Annotated in this window: 17 protein-coding genes and 1 pseudogene; 9 read left to right on the top strand and 9 right to left on the bottom strand. The window is 67.7% G+C overall.

What is annotated here, in order from left to right:
- Nucleotides 1-184 precede the first annotated feature (184 nt).
- Entirely contained in the window at nucleotides 185-1213 is a 1029-nt protein-coding gene (locus ASC46_RS16165; RefSeq protein ID WP_055460336.1) for an ABC transporter substrate-binding protein, read from the bottom strand.
- 196 nt (nucleotides 1214-1409) lie between these two features.
- Between ASC46_RS16165 and ASC46_RS16160 the strand changes: the two genes are divergently transcribed.
- A complete protein-coding gene (locus ASC46_RS16160; protein ID WP_055460335.1) occupies nucleotides 1410-2465 on the top strand; it encodes a LacI family DNA-binding transcriptional regulator in 1056 nt (351 codons plus the stop codon).
- 56 nt (nucleotides 2466-2521) lie between these two features.
- Here ASC46_RS16160 and ASC46_RS16155 read toward each other — a convergent pair whose 3' ends face one another.
- Nucleotides 2522-4141: a hypothetical protein gene (locus ASC46_RS16155; RefSeq protein WP_141659702.1), complete on the bottom strand. Its 1620-nt coding sequence runs from the start codon at nucleotides 4139-4141 to the stop codon at nucleotides 2522-2524.
- Nucleotides 4142-4349: 208 nt separating this feature from the next.
- The gene (locus ASC46_RS16150; RefSeq protein ID WP_072249527.1) at nucleotides 4350-5345 is read right to left on the bottom strand and encodes a sugar-binding transcriptional regulator; all 996 of its coding nucleotides are present in this window, start codon (nucleotides 5343-5345) and stop codon (nucleotides 4350-4352) included.
- A gap of 312 nt (nucleotides 5346-5657) precedes the next feature.
- On the opposite strand from ASC46_RS16150, the gene ASC46_RS16145 reads away from it, so the two are divergent.
- The 3 genes from ASC46_RS16145 to ASC46_RS16135 all read left to right on the top strand — a co-directional run bounded on the left by ASC46_RS16145 (nucleotide 5658) and on the right by ASC46_RS16135 (nucleotide 7930).
- On the top strand, nucleotides 5658-7088 hold the full coding sequence (locus ASC46_RS16145; RefSeq protein WP_055460333.1) for a PTS galactitol transporter subunit IIC: 1431 nt from the start codon (nucleotides 5658-5660) through the stop codon (nucleotides 7086-7088).
- A 9-nt stretch (nucleotides 7089-7097) separates the two neighbouring features.
- Nucleotides 7098-7562 carry a PTS sugar transporter subunit IIA gene (locus ASC46_RS16140; RefSeq protein ID WP_055460332.1) on the top strand — a complete coding sequence of 155 codons (465 nt, stop codon included), beginning with the start codon at nucleotides 7098-7100 and terminating at the stop codon, nucleotides 7560-7562.
- Between the two features lie 80 nt (nucleotides 7563-7642).
- Entirely contained in the window at nucleotides 7643-7930 is a 288-nt protein-coding gene (locus tag ASC46_RS16135; RefSeq protein WP_019401410.1) for a PTS sugar transporter subunit IIB, read from the top strand.
- A 388-nt stretch (nucleotides 7931-8318) separates the two neighbouring features.
- Here the strand turns inward: ASC46_RS16135 and ptsP are convergent, their stop codons facing one another.
- From ptsP to ASC46_RS16105, 6 genes and pseudogenes are all read right to left on the bottom strand, one after another.
- Nucleotides 8319-10301, bottom strand: a complete 1983-nt coding sequence (ptsP, locus tag ASC46_RS16130) for a phosphoenolpyruvate--protein phosphotransferase (RefSeq protein WP_245280591.1) — start codon at nucleotides 10299-10301, stop codon at nucleotides 8319-8321.
- Nucleotides 10302-10304: 3 nt separating this feature from the next.
- On the bottom strand, nucleotides 10305-10688 hold the full coding sequence (locus ASC46_RS16125) for a PTS glucitol/sorbitol transporter subunit IIA (protein WP_055460331.1): 384 nt from the start codon (nucleotides 10686-10688) through the stop codon (nucleotides 10305-10307).
- A gap of 18 nt (nucleotides 10689-10706) precedes the next feature.
- Nucleotides 10707-11717, bottom strand: coding sequence for a PTS glucitol/sorbitol transporter subunit IIB (gene srlE, locus ASC46_RS16120; RefSeq protein WP_055460330.1), 1011 nt, complete (start codon nucleotides 11715-11717; stop codon nucleotides 10707-10709).
- A gap of 37 nt (nucleotides 11718-11754) precedes the next feature.
- Nucleotides 11755-12273, bottom strand: a pseudogene (srlA, locus tag ASC46_RS16115) (PTS glucitol/sorbitol transporter subunit IIC); the annotation flags it as partial.
- 111 nt (nucleotides 12274-12384) lie between these two features.
- On the bottom strand, nucleotides 12385-12825 hold the full coding sequence (locus ASC46_RS16110) for a transcriptional regulator GutM (RefSeq protein WP_055460329.1): 441 nt from the start codon (nucleotides 12823-12825) through the stop codon (nucleotides 12385-12387).
- A gap of 349 nt (nucleotides 12826-13174) precedes the next feature.
- Nucleotides 13175-14137 carry a sugar-binding transcriptional regulator gene (locus ASC46_RS16105; RefSeq protein ID WP_055460328.1) on the bottom strand — a complete coding sequence of 321 codons (963 nt, stop codon included), beginning with the start codon at nucleotides 14135-14137 and terminating at the stop codon, nucleotides 13175-13177.
- 185 nt (nucleotides 14138-14322) lie between these two features.
- Here ASC46_RS16105 and ASC46_RS16100 point away from each other — a divergent pair, with 185 nt between their 5' ends.
- The 5 genes from ASC46_RS16100 (at nucleotide 14323) to ASC46_RS16080 (ending at nucleotide 20192) form a co-directional block, all read left to right on the top strand.
- Complete coding sequence (locus ASC46_RS16100; protein ID WP_055460327.1) at nucleotides 14323-15666, top strand: NAD(P)H-dependent oxidoreductase; 1344 nt, start codon at nucleotides 14323-14325, stop codon at nucleotides 15664-15666.
- A 95-nt stretch (nucleotides 15667-15761) separates the two neighbouring features.
- The gene (locus tag ASC46_RS16095) at nucleotides 15762-16778 is read left to right on the top strand and encodes a thiamine pyrophosphate-dependent dehydrogenase E1 component subunit alpha (RefSeq protein WP_055460326.1); all 1017 of its coding nucleotides are present in this window, start codon (nucleotides 15762-15764) and stop codon (nucleotides 16776-16778) included.
- A 7-nt stretch (nucleotides 16779-16785) separates the two neighbouring features.
- Nucleotides 16786-17784, top strand: a complete 999-nt coding sequence (locus tag ASC46_RS16090; protein WP_055460409.1) for an alpha-ketoacid dehydrogenase subunit beta — start codon at nucleotides 16786-16788, stop codon at nucleotides 17782-17784.
- The gene (locus ASC46_RS16085) at nucleotides 17784-19085 is read left to right on the top strand and encodes a dihydrolipoamide acetyltransferase family protein (RefSeq protein WP_055460325.1); all 1302 of its coding nucleotides are present in this window, start codon (nucleotides 17784-17786) and stop codon (nucleotides 19083-19085) included. Before ASC46_RS16090 ends, ASC46_RS16085 begins: the two co-directional genes overlap by 1 nt.
- Before the next feature lie 114 nt (nucleotides 19086-19199).
- Complete coding sequence (locus tag ASC46_RS16080) at nucleotides 19200-20192, top strand: ABC transporter substrate-binding protein (protein ID WP_055460324.1); 993 nt, start codon at nucleotides 19200-19202, stop codon at nucleotides 20190-20192.
- Nucleotides 20193-20195: the final 3 nt, after the last annotated feature.

Here is a 20195-nt window from a genome sequence, read left to right as displayed (position 1 = left end):
AGGAGCAAGGCCTCCCCTCTCCCCGCCTGCGGGGAAAGGGTGAGGGTAAGGGGAACTGTTTCCGCAGATACGAGGGTTCAGGCTTGGGTCAACCCCGGCCCCTCATCCCCGGCCCTCTCCCCGTCAACGGGGAGAGGGAGTCTTCCCTTTCCTCCGCAACTGGCACGGCAGGCGTGCCTCGCCTTCAGTTGGCCAGCGTGCCAATCTCGCGGTCCCAGCGCTGCAGCAGGGCCTTGCGCTTCTCCGGATCGCCGTAGGTCTTGAAGTCGTAGTCGATCAGCCGGACATCCTCGAACTTCGGCGCTTCGGGCGGCACCTCGGCCTTCTTGTTGGACGGCAGTTGGAAGGACTTGGCCTCCTTCATCTGCGACTGCACCTCCGGCGACAGCACCCAGTCGTACCACTTCTTGGCATTGTCGAGGTTGCGCGCGCCCTTGACGATCGACATGGAGCCGATCTCGTAACCCGTGCCCTCGCAGGGGGCGACCACCTTCACGGGGAAGCCCTCGACCGCCTGCGCCACGGCATCATGCATGAAGACGATGCCGACCGTCGTCTCGCCGCGCGCCGCGGCCTTCACCGGCGCCGAGCCGGACTTGGTGTATTGCGAGACGTTGGCGTTGAGCTTCTTGAGGTAATCGAAGGCCTTGTCCTCGCCCATGATCTGCACGAGCGTGGCGAGCGCCGTGTAGGCCGTGCCGGAGGAGTTGGGATTGGCCACCTGGATCTCGCCCTTGAAGCCGGGATCGAGGAGGTCGGCCCAGCACTGGGGCTCCTTCAGGCCCTTCTTCGCCAGAATGTCGGCGTTGTAGCCCCAGCCCAGCGCACCGGCATAGACGCCGACAGTACGGTAGTCGGCGCTCTCGGCCTGCCTGACGGCCCAGGTCTGCAGTTCGGCAAGGCGCGGCGACTTGTATTCGAGCGTCAACCCCTCGGACGCGGCCTGAAGGTGCGGGTCGCCCGTACCGGCCCACCAGACGTCCGTCTTCGGGTTGCGTGCCTCGGCGCGGACCTTGGCATAGGCCTCGCCGGAGGACATGCGCACCATGTTGACGTCGATGCCCGTCTCCTTCTCGAAGCGGTTCTCGAGCAGCTCGCAGATGACGACGTCGGCCGAGCAGATGAGATTGAGCGAGCCTTGGGCGAGCGCCGCTGCAGGCGTGAACTGGACGGCAGCGGCCACAGCCGCGACGGCGACGAAACCGGAACGCATGTCTTCCTCCCCCTTGCGCGCCGCTGTTATCGCGGCATCTCTATTTGCAACCGTGTGCAAGGGTTCCATGCAGCCATGCCCGCTGTCAAGAAACAAGGCTGCAAACCCGCCGACAAATTTCCCTGCGACATGGTTGCACGCTGTTGCACGGCGGTGCATACGAAAGGCGTTCCCTGACGACGGCCGCAGGACTGCCATGCCATCGCCCCGAAAGTTCGTCAGTGCCCGTGAGGTGGCCGAACGTGCCGGCGTGTCGCGCTCCGCCGTGTCGCGCGCTTTCACACCCGGGGCGAGCGTCTCCGAGGATACGCGCCGCCGCGTCCTGGACGCGGCCAATGAGCTCGGTTACCACGTCAACCATCTCGCCCGAGGGCTATCGCTCAAGGAGAGCGGCATCGTCTGCCTTGTCGGCTCGGAACTGGGCACGCCCTACCGGGCAAGCCTTGTGAAGGCCATGACCCAGGCGGCGCAGGATGCCGGCAAGGTGGCCATGGTCATCAACACCGACCGCTCGGATGCGAGCGTCGGCGCCGCCCTGAGGCAGGCCCTGCACTATCGCGCCGATGCCTCGATCATCTTGTCGGGCCTGCCCGACAAGTCGATCACGCGCCTGTGCCTCGAGAACGGCCAGCGCATCGTGCTGATCAACCGCGATGACGATCAGGAAGGGCCACTGCGCATCAACCTCCAGGATGACGAGGCGGCGCGGCGCGCGCTCATCGCCTTCCTGCGCGCCGGCTGCCGGCGCCTCGCCTTCGCCAATTCCGAGGCGGGCACCCCGAGCCTGATGGCGCGCGAGCGCGGCTTCCTCGCGGCGGCCGGCACCATCGGCCTGACGGTCACCGTGGAGCGTTTCGGCCCGAGCATCTACGATAGCGGACGCGAACTGGCGCGACGCCTCCTCACTGCTCCTGAAAGGCCCGACGCCGTTTTCTGCGCGACAGACCTCATCGCCTGCGGTTTCCTCGACACGGCGCGGCACGAATTCGGACTCGCCGTGCCGGAGGACCTGTGCGTCACCGGCTTCGACGACATCGAGCAGGCGGGCTGGTCCTCCTACAGCCTGACGACCTTCGCCCAGCCGGTGTCCGACATCGCTCGCGAAGCCTTCGCATGGCTAAGGCTGACGCCGGAGGAGGCAACACGGCGACCCGCAGCCGTGGCGCTCGAGGCCCGCATGGTCTGGCGCCGGACAGTAAGGGGCAGTGCACCGGCGCCGTCACCTGCTGCGCGCTCCGCTGCGGAAAGCTGAAGGCGCTTTGAGCGCCCGGCCAGCGGATCCGTCCGCGCCGCAGCTGCATGAATGGCTCAATGCGCCTTCCCAGCGGCGGATGGAAGCCTCTCCCAGCGGCCGGAGCGCTGGTGCGGCTGCCAGGACGAAACCCGCCCCGGCGATGACCAGCGAGCGCGCTCGGGGCCAGGCGCGTGCGGACTCTCCCGGCGATCCGGCATCGGCTGCGGCGCCACCCCTTCGTCAGCATCCACCGCGGCTGCCCGATTGTAGGCATGGCCGAAGAGCTGGACAGGCATCAGGTTCCCATTGCCGTCGCGGGATAGGGGCGGGCTGGAGGGACGATCGTTCAGATAACGCACGAGATGCTCGACCCGGTCTGCATAATTCGCCGCCCGCGTTGCCTGCAGTTCGGCGGGCCCGTTCAAATAGGCCTTCAGATCCTGCGAGCGATTGTAGCCGAACTGTGCAATGCGCCCGAAACCCGTGCCGCCGCTGCGGTAGGCGACATCCTGGGCGGACATCGGCGCAATCACGTCTGCGACGAGAGGCGGCAGATGCTCCTTCGCCCCTCTTGCAAGGGTGCGCGCCACATCGTCCAGCTTCCAGCCACGCTTCAGGAGGGAGGCGAGTTGCCGCCCTCCGGGCGTCGCCATCATGGCGAGGTCGATGCCCAGCTCGGTGGCGAAGCCCTTGAGGTCGCCCTCCGTGAGCGCTTCCACCGCGCCGATGAAGGGAGCGAGATTGTTGACCATACCGCCGAGAACGCCAACGATGATCTCCGCCGGGCTCGCCTCGCGAAGCGGCTCGCGGAACGTCTCCACATAAGCATTCAGAATATTCGCCAGCGCCGAATCGATGTCTTTCAGTTCGAAGACCTTTTCCGGGATCTTCCCGGGCTGGGCAAGGTCACCGCTGATCGACAGGAATTTCAGGCTTTCCCGAGCCGGATGGCCGACCATGATGCTGTCCGCGGCATCCGGGCCGTTCATGCCGTCCCGGCTCAACCGGCGCAGCGCCCCGGTCGAGAAGCTGAACGTATATCGCTTGTAGGCATGCTGTCGCTCCGCCTCTTCGATCGCATCGATCTCGCCGCCGACCTTCAGCCCGGGGGCCGGATTGTGTCTGGGCTTTACATAGAACTCGAGCCCCGAAACCTGCCCGTCCCAGGGCCCGCCAACCACCTTGCGGTAGGTGGCCGCGAGTTGAAGACGCCTCTCTCCGATATCCGCCTTTCCGGCGAAGGCGTTCTTGACGGGATCGCCATCCGGCAGCTGCTGCAGCGAATCCCGGTACAGCGTCATCACGGCCTCGACCGTCCGACGCTTCACATCATCGAAATCCCTGTCGAAAAGCTGGTTCACCTTCCCGATCTTGCTGCGAGGATCAAGCAGCCCCTTGCCCTCGAGAATATTCAGGAACATCATGACGGGACTGTATTTCCACACCTTGGCGAAGTAATCCTCGATAAGCTCACCAGCCCCCCAGGTTTTCGGATGTTCGTAGCCGTTCTCCACCGAGACCTGCGATCTCGGCTTGAGCCTTGCATCGGAACTGCCAAGGGTGCGCGCAGCATCCCGCGCGGCGGAAGCCGAAGGCGGCGCATTGCGATCGAACAGAATACTCGCCGGATTCTTCGGAAGCGGCTGAACGTATCTCTCTAGATGCCCATTCCGATAACTGACCGGGAGCGACATATCCCACCTCTTACTGCAATAAATATAGAAACAATCGAATTTTCAAAAGAAACCGCCATTATACATTGCCGCAAAACCAAATCCAAATATATTACAAGAATTACTGCAATATACTGGCGCCCGCGTGGATCGCGAGCGGGCGCCCCGTTTTCGCGTTTCCAAACACAAGCGCCCGGCGTGGATGGGGAACTGATGGCGCCGTCGTTTCCTAACGCCTCTCCCGCAGCGGCATCGCGGCGACGAGCCGGCCGGCGAGCTCGCCGTCGATGATGAGGCGGTTGACGACGCCCGTCTTCAGCACGGCCTGCAACGCATCGGCCTTGGAGCGTCCAGCCGCGAGCATCACGACCTCGGTACGCCGCAGATCCTCCAGCGCGATGCCGATGGTGCGGGCGTTCACGCCGCACTCCACCAGCCGGCCCTCGCGGTCGAAGAACTTGCCGGCGAGCTCGCAGACGGCCCCGGCGGCGCGCAGTTCGGCGAGGTCGCCCGGCGAGAGCAGCCCGTGGCGGAAAAGGAAGGCCTCGGGCGAGCAGTCGCCGAAGCTCATCAGGTGAAAATCGGCCTCGCGTGCCAAAGCGAGCGACGCCTGCACCGGGCGCTGGCGCAGCACGGCATCAACATCGCCCGCCTCGTCGACGACGAGGGGTGCGGGCAGGAAAAAGCCCTCGCCGCTGCAGGCCTCGGCGAGGCGCACGACCTCGAAATTGTTGAGCGACACGTCGCGTGTCAGCGAGCCGATGACGGAGACGAAGCGCACGTTCTGCTTGGGGAAGGCGGTGAACGCATCGACCACGGCCGTCATGGTACGGCCGCAGCCGACGCCGATGGTGAGCCGCGGCGTGCCGAGGAGCCGCCGCGTCAGGTAGTTGGCGCCGGCCAGGCCGACGCCGCGCCGCGCCAGCCGGTCCGCCGTCTCGTCGTCGAGGCTTCCCGTCTGCTCGTCGAAGGGCGGCGTCAGGATGCATTCGGCAAGGCCGTAGCGGGCGGCGAGCCAGTCGGCCAGGGCGAGCGTCTCGCTCGTCTCGTGCTGGATCGAGATCTTGACGATGCCGGCCTCGCGCGCCTGGGCGAGCATGCGCGTGACCTTGAAGCGCGAGATCTTGAGGTCGCGCGCCACCTCCTCCTGGCCCTTGCCGTGGACGTAGTAAAGCCACGCCGCACGCACCATGAGGTCCTGATCGCCCCGCCCCGCCTCGCTCATCGCTCCTCCCTTTTCTGCACGATCGTGCACAGATCGCACGAATTGACGATAGGCAAAAAGACTGACATCATGAACTTGTGTGCATTCTGCGCACGATTGTTCAGCTCTTCGCCGACAGCTCAATATCACCGGAGGCCGCCGAAGCGCTGCAGGGAAGCCGGCTCCGGATACACGAGAGGGGCTGTCGAGGCCTCCGCCCGCTGCCGGATGGGACCAAGGACGCGGGCCGCCCCAGGCGCCCGCGCGAGGACAACGCCATAACAACGGCGCCCGCCGCGACGGCGGAACGACGGCGCCGCCGGAGGAAAGGTCATGGATGGGCTGCTGAGCGGTCTCAAGACCGTCGTCGATTCCCTGGGAGCGACCGTTCTGCTCCCCATCGTCATCTTCATCATCGCCGTCGTGCTGGGCGCGAAGCCCGGCCGCGCCTTCCGCGCGGGCGTGACCATCGGCGTCGCCTTCATCGGCATCAACCTCGTCATCGGCCTGATGTTCACGAGCCTCAGCGACGTGGCGCAGGCGATCGTGAAGAACACCGGGATCACGCGCGACGTGGTGGACGTCGGCTGGCCGTCCGCGGCGGCGATTGCCTTCGGCTCCTCGGTCGGGCTGTGGGTGATCCCCATCGGCATCGCCGTCAACGTGCTGCTGCTGATGACGCGGATGACGCGCACGCTCAATGTTGACGTGTGGAACTTCTGGCACTTCGCCTTCATCGGCTCGCTCGTCGTCGCGGCCACCGGCAGCCTCTTCTACGGCCTCGTCGCGGCGGCGCTGATGGCGGCGCTTGCCCTCCTCTTCGCCGACTGGACGGCCAAGGCCGTGCAGCGCTTCTACGGCATCCCCGGCGTATCGGTGCCGCATCTCGCCTCGGCGCAGATCCTGCCCATCGCCATCGCCGTCAACTGGGTGATCGACCGCATCCCCGGCCTCAACGCGATCAACCTCGACACCGACGTCATCCAGAAGAAGCTCGGCGTCTTCGGCGAGCCCGTCATCCTCGGCCTCGCCATCGGCCTCGTGCTCGGCGCCATCGGCTATTACGACGCCGGCGACGCCTCGACGGTGGTCAGCAAGGTGCTCCAGACCGGCATGAACCTCGCCGCGGTCATGTTCCTGCTGCCGCGCATGGTGAAGATCCTGATGGAGGGGCTCATCCCCGTCTCCGAGGCGGCGCGGACTTTCGTCCAGAAGCGCGCCGGCGACCGGGAGATCCTCGTCGGGCTCGATTCGGCCATCCTCATCGGCCACCCGGCAGCCATCTCGAGCGCTCTCATCCTGGTGCCGATCGCCATCGTCCTGTCGATCATCCTGCCCGGCAACCGCGTCATCCTCTTCGCCGATCTCGCGGTCATTCCCTTCCTCGTCGCCATGGCCGCGCCGGTCGTCGGCGGCAACGTGCTGCGCATGGTGATCATCGGCACCATCACGCTCGCGGTCGGCTTCTACGTGGCGACGGGGCTCGCGCCGCTCTTCACCAGTGCCGCGGTCGCCGCCGGTTTCGCGCTGCCGGAGGGCACGACGCAGATCACCAGCATCGTCGACGGCTTCCTGTGGGTGTCCTATGTGGTGGTCGAAGCAGTGGCGGGGCTGGGCATCGTCGGCCTCCTCGCCCTCCTTGCGGTGATCGCCCTTTGCTTCATCGCCTTCCACCGCCGGCCGGCCGCCTGGGAGCGGCTCGCTGGCAGCGACGACCCCGCGCCGGCACCAGCGAAAGCCCCCGCCGCCACGCCCGCGGAGTGACGAGGCCCCATGCACGACAGCATTTCCCGGTATCTCGACCCCGAGGCAATCTGCCTCGGGGTCGAGGCTACATCGAACCGTGACGTCATCGACCTGCTCGCCGGGCGCCTTGCCGCCCTCGGCCGCGTGCGGCCGAGCTTCGTCGGCGCCGTCCTCGCACGCGAGGCAAGCATGCCAACCGGCCTGCCGCTCGGCGGCGCCCTCAACGTCGCCGTGCCACATACGGACCCGGAGCACGTGGTGAAGCCGTCGCTTGCGCTTGCAACCCTCGCGCGGCCCGTTGGCTTCGGCAGCATGGACGATCCGGACGAGGAGATCCCCGTCGGCGTCGTGATGATGCTGGCGCTCGACAACAAGGACGCGCAGATCGACATGCTGCGCGAGGTCGCGGAGCTCATCCAGCGGCCAGGAGCGCTCGCGGCGCTCGCCGCCGCGACGTCACCGGACGAAATCTATGCAGTGCTGGGAGCCTGACGCGGGGGCGCGGAAAGGTCCGCCTTGCCTTTGCCGCCCCCGGCGACGAGCATCGCCTTACAGGAACGGGAGGAAGAAGAATGCCAAGGACCAAAGTCGTCCTCGTCGCCTGCGGCACGGCCGTCGCGACGTCGACCGTCGTTGCCAATGCCATCGAGGAGGAGATGCGCGAGCGCGGCATCGCGGTCGACATCCGCCAGTGCAAGGCAACCGAGGTGCCGGGCCTGATCGACGACGTCGATCTCGTCGTCTCGACGACACCGGTGCCGCCAGACCTCGACAAGCCGGTCATCACCACGCTCGCCTTCCTCACCGGCATCGGCAAGGCCGAGGTGCTCGACAAGATCGAGGCGGCGCTGCGGGGGTGAAGGGAAAGGGGTCGCGATCAAAGCATGATGGCTTTGAGCTGGTGTGCGCGTTGATCCTCCCCCGCGGGGGAGGTGGCGCCACGCAGTGGCGACGGAGGGGGCCACGCGGCGAACATGACCAGCGCCGTTCCTGGCCTTGACCCCGCCCGTCTCGCGCCTTCTGCGCGATCCACCCTCCCCTCAAGGGGAAGGATCAAGCCGAGCCAACTGCACCGGCTCGAATACACACTGCTCGTACACACTGCTCGAACGCGCACGACTTGTTCCCCCCGCCCCTCCCGGCAAGGGGGAGGGGAACGACAAAAAAGAACCCGCCGGAAGCTTTCCGGCGGGCATTCCAGTCAGGGGAAGAGCCCTTTGAAGCCGGGCGCCTCAGCGCCCGATCCGATCACGTTTCGCTGACGATCTTCTTGGCGCGCGGGATGAGCGAGGGGCTCATGGAGAGCTCGCTCACGCCCCAGCCGAGGAGCCGCGGGATCATGTCCGGCTCGCCGGCGGCCTCGCCGCAGACGCCGACCTTGATGCCGGCCTCGCGCGCGGCCCGGCAGGTCATCTCGATCATGGCGAGCACGGCGGGATGGTCGGCCCGGTTGAGATGGGCGAGTCGGGCGTTGGTGCGGTCCGCCGCCATCGTATATTGCGTGAGGTCATTGGTGCCGATCGAGAAGAAGTCGACCTCGCGGGCGAGCGTCGCGGCGCAGAGGGCGGCGGCCGGCGTCTCGACCATGATGCCGACTTCGAGCGGGCCGGCCTCGCGGCCTTCGTCCATGAGCTCCTGCCGGCAGGCATCGATGAGCGCCCGCGCCGCCGTCACCTCGGCGATATCCGTCACCATCGGGAACATCACGCGCGCCGTACCCACGGCCGCGGCGCGCAGGATGGCACGCAGTTGCGGCTTCAGCAGATGCGGCCGGTCTAGGCACATGCGGATGCCGCGCCAGCCGAGGAAGGGGTTTTCCTCCCGCTCGGGCGCGATGCCGGGCAGAGCCTTGTCGCCGCCGATGTCAAGCGTGCGGAAGATGACCGCATGCGGGTGGAAGGCCTTCACGACGCGCGCATAGATGCGGAACTGCTCGTCCTCGCTCGGCAGGGTCTTGCCGTGCATGAACAGGAACTCGGTGCGGAAGAGGCCGACGCCCATGGCGCCGAAGCCGAGGGCGCCGTCGATCTCCGCCTCCGAGCCGAGATTGGCCGCCACCTCGATGGCGCGCCCGTCGCGCGTCTTCGGCGCGACATGGGTGAAGGCGGCGAGCGCACGCCGCTCGGCTTCCGCCTTTTCGAGCCGCGCAGCATAGGCGGCCGCGACGGCCGTATCCGGATTGACGACGGCAACGCCCCGGCCGCCATCGATGGCGACCGTCTTCGCCGAGCGCAGCGCCGCCTCCTCGGCCTTGACGCCGACCACGGCAGGAAAGCCGAAGGAGCGGGCGAGAATGGCGATGTGCGAAGTCGGCCCACCCTCCGTCGTGACCAGCCCCCGGAGGAGACGCAGCGGCAGGCGCGCGAGATCGAACGCGCTCAGGTGCCCCGCGACGAGGATCGCCGGCTCGGCGAGCGCCGCAAGGTCGATCTCGTCGCGGCCGAGCAGCACGTTCGCGACCTGACGGGCGACGCCGCGAACGTCCTCGGCGCGGGCGCGGAAATAGGCGTCGTCGATGTGGGTGAAGCGCTCGGCAAGGTCCGCGCCGACGGCGAGCACCGCCGCGACCGGATCCTCCTGCGCGCCGATGCGCACCTCGACGGCCGTGAGGAACTCGGGATCCTGCGCGACATCCTTGAGCGCCGCCATGATGTCGGCAGCGGTCGCGGCGGCGGCATCGCCGTTGCCGGCCTTGCACTCGAGCATGGCGCAGACGGCCTCCACCGCGCGGCGGAAGCGCAGCGTCTCGGCCTCCACCTCCTGCGCCGCGATGCGGCCGCGCTCCGGCTGCGGCTCGCGCGGCAGATAGACGAAGGCCCGGCCGATGGCCACGCCCTCGCTCGCGGCGACACCAACGAGTTCTCCCGGCGCCGCAGCTTCACGGGGCGCGGCAGGCACCTGTTCTTGTGGGGTCGCCTGCGCGGCCGCTCGTGTCAGCGCGTCCGCCTCGCCGGCGACGATGGCGGCGAGGCCTTCGACGGCGGCCTCGGCATCGTCGCCGCGGGCGCGAATGACGATCTCGTCGCCCTCCTTGACGGCGAGCAGCATGAGCTTGACCGTGCTCTTGGCATTGGCCGAGCGCTCCCCCTTGACGATCTCGATGTCGGACGAGAAGCCCTTGGCGAACTGCACCACGCGCGCGGCGGGCCGCGCGTGCAGTCCTTCCTCCAGCCGCACGACCGCCGTCCGTTCGACGTCCATCACCTGCTCCACGGTTGCCTGCCCCGCCATCGTTCACGTCCTCGCCAGGATTTCGATGGCAGCCCCGGGAACGAGCAGCGGCAGCACGGCCGCCCCTTTCGTCTCCTCGAGACAGATCTCGCCCGGACGGTCGGGGCTCGCGACGCCCGAAAAGTTGAAGACGACATGGCCCATGTCGGCCACCTTCCTCCACGCCGTCTCGCCGATGGCGGTGATGGCAAAGTCCCGCCCGCCGATGCGCAGCACGTCGCCCGGAGCGGGGGCGGCGCCGGCCTCCCCCTCAGCCCGGTGCAGCACGGCGACTTCCGCGAGCTCCGGCGGCGCCCCCTCGGCGAAGAGGATGACGACGCCCCCTTCGGCGAGATCCGCCACATCGGGCCCGATCGTCGTGATCACCGTGCGATAGAGCTGCGTCATGGCGGATCTCCTTTTTCTTCAGAGCGCGAAGCTGGCGAGCCAGGCGATGACCACGGAAACGGGCCCCATGATCTGGCGGCTCAGGAGAACCGCCGGCACGCCGATCTTGATGGTTTCGGGTTTTGCCTCGCCGAGCGCGAGGCCCACGGGCACGAAGTCGCAGCCGACCTGGGTGTTGTAGGCAAACAGCGCCGGCAGGGCCATGGCGGGCGGAATGGTGCCGTTGCCGATGGCCGGGCCGATGATGGCCGCGCCGATGACCTGGGCGATGACCGCGCCCGGCCCGAGCACCGGCGACAGGAACGGCAGGCCGCAGATGGCCGAGAGCACCAGGAGGCCGAAGATGTTGCCCGCCAGCGGCTCGAGCAGGTGCGCCAGCCAGTTGCCGATGCCCGTGGCGTTGATGACGCCGATGAGCATCGTCACGAAGGCCATGAACGGCAGGACGTTGCGGATGACCTGGTCGATCGAGCGCCGGCCGCTGTTGAACAGGACGCCGACGACATGGCCCATCGAGCGGCCGATGCCGGTGATGAAGCCGACGAGGCCGCCCGATTCCGCCGCCGGCATGGCCGCCCCGGCCGGCGCGGCGAAGGGGTTGGCGCCCGCCGGCGGCGCCCCTGCGGCGGCCGGCGCGGCCGCCTCGCTGCCGTCGGCGAGGCGGATCGAATCCACCGTCACGCCGGAGACATAGATGTCCTCGGTGATGAACTGGGCGAGCGGCCCCGACTGGCCGACGGGCGTGAGGTTCACCGTCGGGATGCGCTTGCGCGGATAGACGCCGCAGCGGGCGGTGCCGCCGCAATCGACCACGACGACGGCGATCTCGCTTTCGAGGGGCGGCGCGGTGAAACCGTCGATCGCCGTCGCGCCGGTCAATTCGGCGATGCGCCGGGCGACCTCCGGGATGCCGCCGCCGGTGACGGCGACGACCTTGTCACGCTCCGCCGTGGGCTGAATGACGAGGGGCCCGCCCCATCCGCGCGCGCCGCGCTCGATCCTGACGGCCTTGAACTGCCTGTCCGACATGTCCGTGCTCCTTCTTTCGCGTCACGAGCACAGCGGCTCAGAGCGTCACGCCTTCGCGGCGCGCGATGATCTTCGTGATCCACTCGGTGACGATGCCCTTGAGCAGGATCACCACGAGGCCGACGACGAAGTAGAAGAGCGCGAGCTTGGCGAGCGAGAAGGGCGCGGTGCCGTTCTCCACGAGCTTGGTGATACCGGCCGCAACCCCGAGCCAGACGAAGAGCTCGCCCGGATTGGCATGGGGGAAGAGGCCGGTGATCGGGTGCACGAAGGACACGGCCGAATCGTAGAAGGCCGGCTTGTGCTTCTCCTCCAGGAAAACGCCGAAGGTGTAGGCCATCGGGTTGGTGAGGAAGAAGACCGCCAGCAGCGGCAGGATGGTGTATCGCGTGAAGACATTGCCCGCCGCATAGCGCGCCACCTTGTGCACGCGCTGCTCGCCGACGAGCTCGATGATGGCGTAGACCGCCGTCAGGAGCACGATCAGCGTCGGCAGGATACCCGTGACGAAGGCGATGAAGACCTTTCCGCCCTCGTTGAACACGCCGATGAAGGCCTCGGCGCCTCCGGCCAGCCATTCCAACATGGTTCACCCTCCCCAGACATTTTGCCTTGCTTGATCGATCCCTCGCGGCGACCGCCGCCGAGGGCTTCCCGGCGCCCCGCGTCAGGCGATGACGGGCGTCGGCACGGCCACGCAGCCCGGTTCAGGCGCCTCGGCGCGTCCCGTGCGCAGGCGATCGACCTGCTCCAGTGCCTGACGGAAGGCGGCGGCGCGGTTGGCGGCCCCGGCAAAGGGCGTGCCCACACGCAGCTCGGCGGCCGGCATGCCGGTCAGATCCGGCAGGGGCGCGAATTTGGCGAAGACGCTGCGCCCTTCCATGACGAGGGCCTCGCGCACCAGATCGTCTGCCCCGACGACCAGCATGGCGATGACGCCGCGGCCGAAGCTCGCCTTGGCGACGCCGACGCCGACATAGCCGTCGGCCCAGCGCGTGGTGATGTCGCCGAGCATGCGGCGGTAGTGGCGCATCTGCAGGTAGGTGCCGAGGCTCTGCAGCGCCCACAGGACGCCGAGAACGAGAAGCGCGCTTTGCCAGAAATTCATGCGTTCCTCCCCTATGCCGCACGTTTGTTCGTGTCTTGCACAAATGAGTGTACATTTGTTTATACGGTCGTCAATGTGTTTGATGTGGCAGTCGGCAGTCGGGCGGACCTCACGCCGCGGCAACCGAAAGCAACCGCGTTTCCCGGGCGCATGCCACGAAGCGGAATGCGACCCGGAAACCAGCACATGAATGTGCCGAAGGCCCGCATGAATAGGCCCCGGCTCTGCGCCGCATCATTTCATGCTGCGGCGCGTCCGGGGCACGAGGGTGCGCCAGGTGTGAAGGGCGGACTGACGTGTCGCGACTGTCCGGAATAAGGAGGCCCGGAATTGATGGCGTTATCCGCCTTCAGCCCTCGAGCAGCCCCAGCGCTGCCGGCTCGTCGGTGACGAGGACGCTCGCCGAGGTCGCCTTCAGCGCGGCGCGGATGGCGCGCACCTTGCTGTAGCCGCCGGCGGCGACGACGACCTTGGGGATGCGGCGGATGTCGTCGAGGTCGATCGCCATGATGCGGCGGTTGAAGGGATGGTCGACCACATTGCCCTCGGCATCGAGGAAATGGCACAGCACGTCGCCGACGGCGCCGGCCTTGCGCAGGCTCTCGAGCTGCGAACGCGGCAGCAGGCCCTGGCGGAAGAGCGTCGCCTCCTCGCTGACGTTGCCGACGCTGACGAGCGCGATGTCGACGCGGCGCGCCCTGTCGAGCAGCTCCTTCAGGCCCGGCTCCTCCCAGAGGAGCGCCCGCACCGCCTCATTGGCGACGAAGATCGGCGCCGTCAGCTGGTAGCATTCGGCGCCGAAGGCATCGGCCACGCGCCGGGCCACCGCGGACGGGTTGATGGTGCGCGAATGGGTGAGCCCGCCCATGAGCGAGATGACGGAGAGATTGTCGTAGCGGCCGTTGCCGAGGGCCTTGAGGCTCATGTGCAGGGTGGCGCCCCAGCCGATGCCGATGGACATGCCGTCGCGCACCTGGTCGTTGAGATAGCTGCCGGCCGCGTGGCCGACGAGCGTCGCGGTGTCGGCCTCGTCGGCGGCCGCCGGCACCACGATCGCTTCCCCGAGGCCGAGCTCACGTACGAGGCGGCGCTCCAGCGCTATCTGCTCGGCGCCCTTGGCCTCGATGCGGATGCGAACCAGCCCCTCCTCGCGCGCCGCTGCCAGCAGGCGCACGACCTTGATGCGGCCGATGTTCATAGTCTGCGCGATCTGTTCCTGCGTGAGGCCCTCGACATAATAGAGCCAAGCCGCCCGCACCTTCATGTCGGACGAAGGCTGAACCTCCTGGCGGGCAAGCTTCTCGGCACGCATCGGCAACAATTTTCCCATTCATCCAATCGGTCGCGACAGTGACTGCAAGTGCGGCGGGAGGCAAGCGCGCGGCGTACATTGCATCCCGCTTGACGCGCAATCGTTCATGAATTTATGTTCGTTGCAATGTACAAATGTGCCGGTCGCGGCACGTCACGGAAGCGCCGTTGAGAGGGGAACAGCTCATGGACACCAGAACGCCTGCGGGGCGTGCCAGCGACGATTCCCTCGTCGATGCCCTCCTGCGCCGCGAGCGCGAGGGACGGCCGGTCCGTGTGGGCCTCATCGGTGTCGGCCAGATGGGCACCGACATCGTGGTGCAGACGACGCAGATGCCCGGCATCGAGATCGTCGCTGCGGCCGATGCCATCGCCGAGCGGGTCAGCGAGGCCTGCGCCATCGCCGGCGGCAGCGCCCGGCAGCCGACGACCGCGGTGAACCCGGCCGAGGTGGCGACAGCGATCCGCGAAGGCCGCCTCGCCGTCGCCCCGTCCTATGAAGCGGTGTGCGCCGCCGAGGGCGTCGACGTCGTCATCGACGCGACGGGCAATCCCAATGTCGGGGCCATGGTCGCGCTCGCCACCATCGCCGCCGGCAAGCACATCGTGATGATGAACGTCGAGGCGGACATCACCATCGGCAGCTATCTGGCGGCCAAGGCCGACGAGAAGGGCGTCGTCTACACGCTCGCCGCCGGCGACGAACCCTGCTGCACGATGGAGCTGATCAATTTCGTGCGCAGCCTCGGCTATCCCGTCGTCGCCGCCGGCAAGGGCAAGAACAACCCGCTGAAGTTCGACGCCACGCCCGACGCCTACGAGGAGGAGGCGCACCGGCGCAATATGAACCCGCGCATGCTGGTGGAGTTCGTCGATGGCTCGAAGACCATGGTCGAGATGGTCGCCGTCGCCAATGCCGCTGGCCTGGTACCGGACCTGCCGGGCATGCACGGCCCCGCCGCGCCGCGCGAGGAGCTTCACAAGGTGCTGTGCCCGCGGGAGGACGGGGGCCTCCTGTCGCGCCGCGGCGTCGTCGATTTCTCCGTGGCGCGCGGCGTCGCGCCGGGGGTCTTCGTCATCGCCGAGATGCGCCATCCGCGCATCCGCGAGCGGATGGAGGACCTGCACCTCGGCGAAGGGCCCTACTACACCTTCTACCGGCCCTATCATCTCACCAGCATCGAGGTGCCGCTGTCGGCGGCGAACGCGGTCATCTACGGCCGCAGCCTCATGCGGCCGCTGCCGGTGCCAAGCGCGGAAGTCGGCGCCGTCGCCAAGCGCGACCTCGCCGCGGGTGAGACGCTCGATGCCATCGGCGAGTATTGCTACCGCGGCATCGCTCTCTCCCGAGCGGATGCGCTCTCGCTGAAGGCGCTCCCCATCGGCCTCGCGCAAGGGGCGAAGGTCACCCGGCCGGTGCGCAGGGGCGAGTATCTCACCTACGAGAACTGCGCTCCCGACGAGAGCCTTATGATCGCAAAGGTGCGCAAGGAGCAGGACGCCTTCGTCGCCGGGCTCGAGGGGCGGTGAGACTGACGACGCCGACGGATAGCACCTCTCCCGGCAGGCGGGGAGAGGGAGCATCGGCGCATAGGGGCCGAAACGAGCTGCGAGTTGGAAACGCGATGAAAGCAGACACCGACACCTCCGCCAGGCGGCCCAACCAGCGGCCGGAGCTGGCGGCCATCGACGACGAGACGATGCGGGGCGTGCTGCGCAAGATGCACCTCATCCGCAAGTTCGAGGAGGCGGCCGAGGCAAGCTACATGCGCGGCCTCATCCACGGCACCATGCACCTGTCGATCGGGCAGGAGGCGAGCGCTGTCGGGGCGACGCTGGCGCTGATGGACGAGGACTATATCCTCTCCACCCACCGCGGCCATGGCCATTGCATCGCCAAGGGGGCGGAACCGGCGCGCATGTTCGCCGAGTTCTTCGGCAAGGAGAACGGCTATTGCCGCGGGCGCGGCGGCTCCATGCACATTGCGGATGTCGACGGCGGCAATCTCGGCGCCAACGGCATCGTCGGCGGCGGCCTGCCCATCGCTGTCGGCGTCGGCATGAGCATCAAGGCGCAGAAGCTCGACCGGGTCGCGGTCGTCTTCTTCGGAGACGGTGCCTCCAACGAGGGCGCCTTCCACGAAGCGCTCAACATGGCCTCGATCTGGAAGCTGCCGATCCTCTTCGTCTGCGAGAACAACAAGTACGGCATGTCGATGGACATCGGCCGCGCCATGGCGGTGCCCAACGTCGCCGACCGCGCCGTGGCCTATGCCATGCCGGGCGTCGTCGTCGACGGCAACGACCTGCCCGCCGTCGCGGCGGTGGCGCGCGAGGCGGCCGAGCGGGCGCGGGCCGGCGGCGGGCCGACGCTCATCGAATGCAAGACCTATCGCCTGCGCGGCCATTCCAAGAGCGACCGCAATCTCTACCGCACCAAGGAAGAGATCGAGGAATGGCGCAGCCGCTGCCCCATCCGCCGCCTCGAAGCCGAGCTTACGGCGCACGAGCGCTTCACGCCCGAGGCGCTGATGACCATCGAGGAGGCGGCGCAGGCGGAGATCGACGCTGCGCTCGACTTTGCCAAGGCGAGCCCCGACCCGGATCCGAAGGACCTGACCCGCGATGTCTACGCTGACTGAGGCCGCCGTGGAGAGCGCGGTGCGCGAACTCACCTATGCCGAAGCCATTCGCGAGGCGCTGGCCATCGCCATGGAGGCTGACGAGCGCGTCTTCCTCTTCGGCGAGGATGTCGGCGTCTACGGCGGCGCCTTCGGCGTCTCGGGCGATCTCGTGCATCGTTTCGGCACCGAGCGGGTCATCGACACGCCGATCAGCGAGCTCGGCATCGCAGGCGCGGCGGTCGGCGCGGCGATCACCGGCATGAAGCCGGTGCTCGAGATCCAGTTCTCGGATTTCGTGACGCTCGCCATGGAGCAGATCGTCAACCAGGCGGCCAAGATCCGCTTCATGTTCGGCGGCAAGGCCAAGGTGCCGATGGTGGTGCGCCTGCCTGGCGGCTCGGGCACCGGCGCGGCGGCGCAGCACAGCCAGAGCCTCGAGGCGTGGTTCGCCCACGTGCCGGGCCTCAAGGTCATCCAACCGTCGAGCCCACACGACGCCAAGGGCATGCTGCTGTCCGCCATCGACGATCCCAATCCCGTCCTCATCTTCGAGCACAAGCTGCTCTACAAGACGAAGGGCCATGTGCCGGAGGGCGACTATCGCGTGCCGATCGGCAAGGCGGCGGTCCGGCGCGAGGGCCGCGACCTCACCATCGTCGGCTCGTCGATCATGGCCGTGCGCACCGCGGCTGCCGCGCAGAAGCTGGCGGAGGAAGGCATCGACGCCGAGGTCATCGACCTGCGCAGCCTGCGCCCCATCGATTTCGACACCATCGCCGCGAGCGTGCGCAAGACGCACCGGCTGATGGTGGTCTACGAGGGCGTTAAGACCATGGGCATCGGCGCCGAAATATCGGCCATGATCGCCGAGAGCGACGCCTTCGACTTCCTCGACGCGCCGATCGTCCGCCTCGGCGGGGCGGAGGTGCCCCTGCCCTACAACCCGGTGCTGGAGAAGGCAGCCGTGCCGCAGGAAGAGGATATCCTCGCCGCCGCGCGTCGCCTTGCCAGGGGAGATGCCTGATGCCCGTCGAGGTCATCCTCCCCAAGGTCGACATGGACATGGAGACCGGCTCCATCGAGGCCTGGAAGGTCGCCGAGGGTGATGCCGTCAAGCAGGGCGACATCCTCTTCGAGATCGGCACCAACAAGGCCGTGATGGAGGTGGAGGCCCCGGCGAGCGGCATCATCCGCAACCTCGTGCCCGCGTCCGGCGAGCCGATCGCAGTGGGCACGCCCGTGGCGTGGATCTTTCAGGAGGGTGAGGAGGCGGGCGCAGCTGCCGCGCCGTCGGCGCGAGCACCGAGCAGGTCCCTCACCCCGGGCGAAGTGGCGCAGCCCGGCGGGCCGCCATCATCGTCCGTCACGCCCCCCGCCCCCACCCCCTCTCCACAAGGGGGAGGGGAGACCGTTGCGCGGACGGCGAACGGCCAGCCTGCGTCCGCCAAGAGCGACGGCATCCGCGCGACGCCGCTCGCCCGCCGGACGGCGCGCCTCAACGGCATCGCCATCGACGAGGTGTCGGGCTCGGGACCGCGCGGGCGCATCACGGAGAAGGACGTCCTCGCCCATCTCGCGAAGGCGCACCCCCCCGCGCCTGCGCCGGTCGCGGCACGGGCGCCGGCCGAAGCGCCGACGGAAGGCGAACTCGTCCCCTTCGGCCCGGTGCGCCGCATTATCGCGAGCCGCCTTTCCGAGAGCATGCGGGTCGCGCCGCATTTCTACATGACGGCGCAGATGGACATGAGCGCCCTGCAGGCTTTGCTGAAACGCGTCGGCCCGCGCATCGAGAAGATGACAGGCGTCAAGCCGAGCCTCACGGTGCTCCTCGCGCGCGTCGTCGCCGGCATCCTGCCGCGCCACCCCATGCTCAACGCGAGCGTCGAGGGCGATGCGGCCCGCCTTCACGCCGCCGTCAACATCGGTATCGCCATGGAGCGCGACGGCGATCTCGTGGTGCCGGTGCTGCGCGGCGCGGAAGGCAAGACCCTTGCGGAGCTGACGCGCGACTTCCGACGCCTGCGCGAGGCGGTGGTGAGCCGCAGCATCCAGCCGGCGGACATGCGCGGCGGCACCTTTACCCTCTCGAATCTCGGCATGTTCGGCGTGGACAGCTTCACGGCCATCATCAACCAGCCCGAGAGCGCGATCCTCGCCGTCGGCCGCACGGTGGACACGCCGGTTGGCCGCCACGGCGAGATCGTGCTTCGACCGATGGCGACCTTCTCGCTGTCGTCGGACCATCGAATCGTCGACGGTGTCACGGCCGCACGCTTCATGGCGGACCTTCGCGAGGCCATCGAATACCCGGAGGTGCTTCTGTGAGATAACCGTCAGAAATATAAGAGAATCCATCGTCACAAAAACAATATGCCGGGACGATAGGAATGCCGGCTTCGCGCATCCTGCGCAGCCCGGCCCACAATGGGAGGAGAATTCATGAACACGCTGACCCGCCACACCCTCGCAGTCGCCGGTGTGCTCGCCGCCGCCCTCGCCCCCGCCCTCGCGCAGGCGCCGTCCGGCAAGCTCGTCCTCTACACTTCGCAGCCCGAGAAGGATGCGAGCCTGACGACCGAGGCCTTCAAGAAGGCCTATCCTGGCGTCGAGGTCGAGATCTTCCGGTCGGGCACCACCGAAGTGATGGGCAAGCTCGCGGCCGAGTTCACCGCTGGCGACCCGCGCCCCGACGTCCTGCTCATCGCCGATGCCGCCAGCATGCAGACGCTGAAGAAGGACGGCCGTCTTCTGCCTTACGCCGAGGCGAAGGTCGAAGGCTTCGACAAGGAGACCTACGACGCCGACAAGACCTACTTCGGCTCCAAGCTCATCACCACTGGCATCGCCTACAATACGGGCGCGGCCGAGAAGCCCACGTCGTGGAAGGACCTGACCAAGGCCTCCTACAAGGGCCAGATCTCCATGCCGAGCCCGCTCTATTCGGGCGCGGCCGCCATCATGCTCGGCACGATCGTGGACAATCCCGATCTCGGCTGGTCGTTCTACGAGGGGCTGAAGGCCAATGACGCAGTGGCCGTGCGCGGCAACGGCGCGGTGTTGAAGTCGGTCGCGAGCGGCGAGAAGGCCTATGGCGTTCTCGTCGACTTCATGGCGCTTAATGCCAAGGCCAAGGGCTCGCCGGTCGATTTCGTCTTCCCGGCCGAGGGCGTGCCGGCGGTGACCGAGCCGGTCGCCATCCTCAAGACCACGAAGAACGAGGCCGCCGCCAAGGCCTTCGTCGACTTCATCCTCTCCGACGAGGGCCAGAAGCTCGCCGCTTCCATGGGCTACGTGCCCGCCAAGGCCGGCATCGCCAATCCCGAATGGCTGCCGGAAGGCACGAAGATCCAGCTGATGGCGACGAATATCGCCAAGGTCGTCGAGACGACCGAGGCGGACAAGAAGCGCTTCGCCGACATGTTCGGCAACTGAGCC

This window comes from Chelatococcus sambhunathii, assembly GCF_001418005.1.
In the GTDB taxonomy this organism is placed as follows: domain Bacteria; phylum Pseudomonadota; class Alphaproteobacteria; order Rhizobiales; family Beijerinckiaceae; genus Chelatococcus_A; species Chelatococcus_A sambhunathii.
Note: the sequence above shows the minus strand (reverse complement) of the source record. Positions and strands in the feature narration are given on the sequence as shown.

What these genes read in the sequence shown, in the direction of transcription:
- ptsP (WP_245280591.1), bottom strand. Translation starts at nt 10,301, where the DNA reads ATGGCGGGGCAGGCAACCGTGGAGCAGGTGATGGACGTCGAACGGACG.
- ASC46_RS16145 (WP_055460333.1), top strand. Translation starts at nt 5,658, where the DNA reads ATGGATGGGCTGCTGAGCGGTCTCAAGACCGTCGTCGATTCCCTGGGA.
- ASC46_RS16135 (WP_019401410.1), top strand. Translation starts at nt 7,643, where the DNA reads ATGCCAAGGACCAAAGTCGTCCTCGTCGCCTGCGGCACGGCCGTCGCG.
- ASC46_RS16160 (WP_055460335.1), top strand. Translation starts at nt 1,410, where the DNA reads ATGCCATCGCCCCGAAAGTTCGTCAGTGCCCGTGAGGTGGCCGAACGT.
- ASC46_RS16105 (WP_055460328.1), bottom strand. Translation starts at nt 14,137, where the DNA reads ATGCGTGCCGAGAAGCTTGCCCGCCAGGAGGTTCAGCCTTCGTCCGAC.
- ASC46_RS16140 (WP_055460332.1), top strand. Translation starts at nt 7,098, where the DNA reads ATGCACGACAGCATTTCCCGGTATCTCGACCCCGAGGCAATCTGCCTC.
- ASC46_RS16165 (WP_055460336.1), bottom strand. Translation starts at nt 1,213, where the DNA reads ATGCGTTCCGGTTTCGTCGCCGTCGCGGCTGTGGCCGCTGCCGTCCAG.
- ASC46_RS16080 (WP_055460324.1), top strand. Translation starts at nt 19,200, where the DNA reads ATGAACACGCTGACCCGCCACACCCTCGCAGTCGCCGGTGTGCTCGCC.
- ASC46_RS16095 (WP_055460326.1), top strand. Translation starts at nt 15,762, where the DNA reads ATGAAAGCAGACACCGACACCTCCGCCAGGCGGCCCAACCAGCGGCCG.
- ASC46_RS16155 (WP_141659702.1), bottom strand. Translation starts at nt 4,141, where the DNA reads ATGTCGCTCCCGGTCAGTTATCGGAATGGGCATCTAGAGAGATACGTT.
- ASC46_RS16125 (WP_055460331.1), bottom strand. Translation starts at nt 10,688, where the DNA reads ATGACGCAGCTCTATCGCACGGTGATCACGACGATCGGGCCCGATGTG.
- ASC46_RS16110 (WP_055460329.1), bottom strand. Translation starts at nt 12,825, where the DNA reads ATGAATTTCTGGCAAAGCGCGCTTCTCGTTCTCGGCGTCCTGTGGGCG.
- ASC46_RS16085 (WP_055460325.1), top strand. Translation starts at nt 17,784, where the DNA reads ATGCCCGTCGAGGTCATCCTCCCCAAGGTCGACATGGACATGGAGACC.
- ASC46_RS16150 (WP_072249527.1), bottom strand. Translation starts at nt 5,345, where the DNA reads ATGAGCGAGGCGGGGCGGGGCGATCAGGACCTCATGGTGCGTGCGGCG.
- srlE (WP_055460330.1), bottom strand. Translation starts at nt 11,717, where the DNA reads ATGTCGGACAGGCAGTTCAAGGCCGTCAGGATCGAGCGCGGCGCGCGC.
- ASC46_RS16100 (WP_055460327.1), top strand. Translation starts at nt 14,323, where the DNA reads ATGGACACCAGAACGCCTGCGGGGCGTGCCAGCGACGATTCCCTCGTC.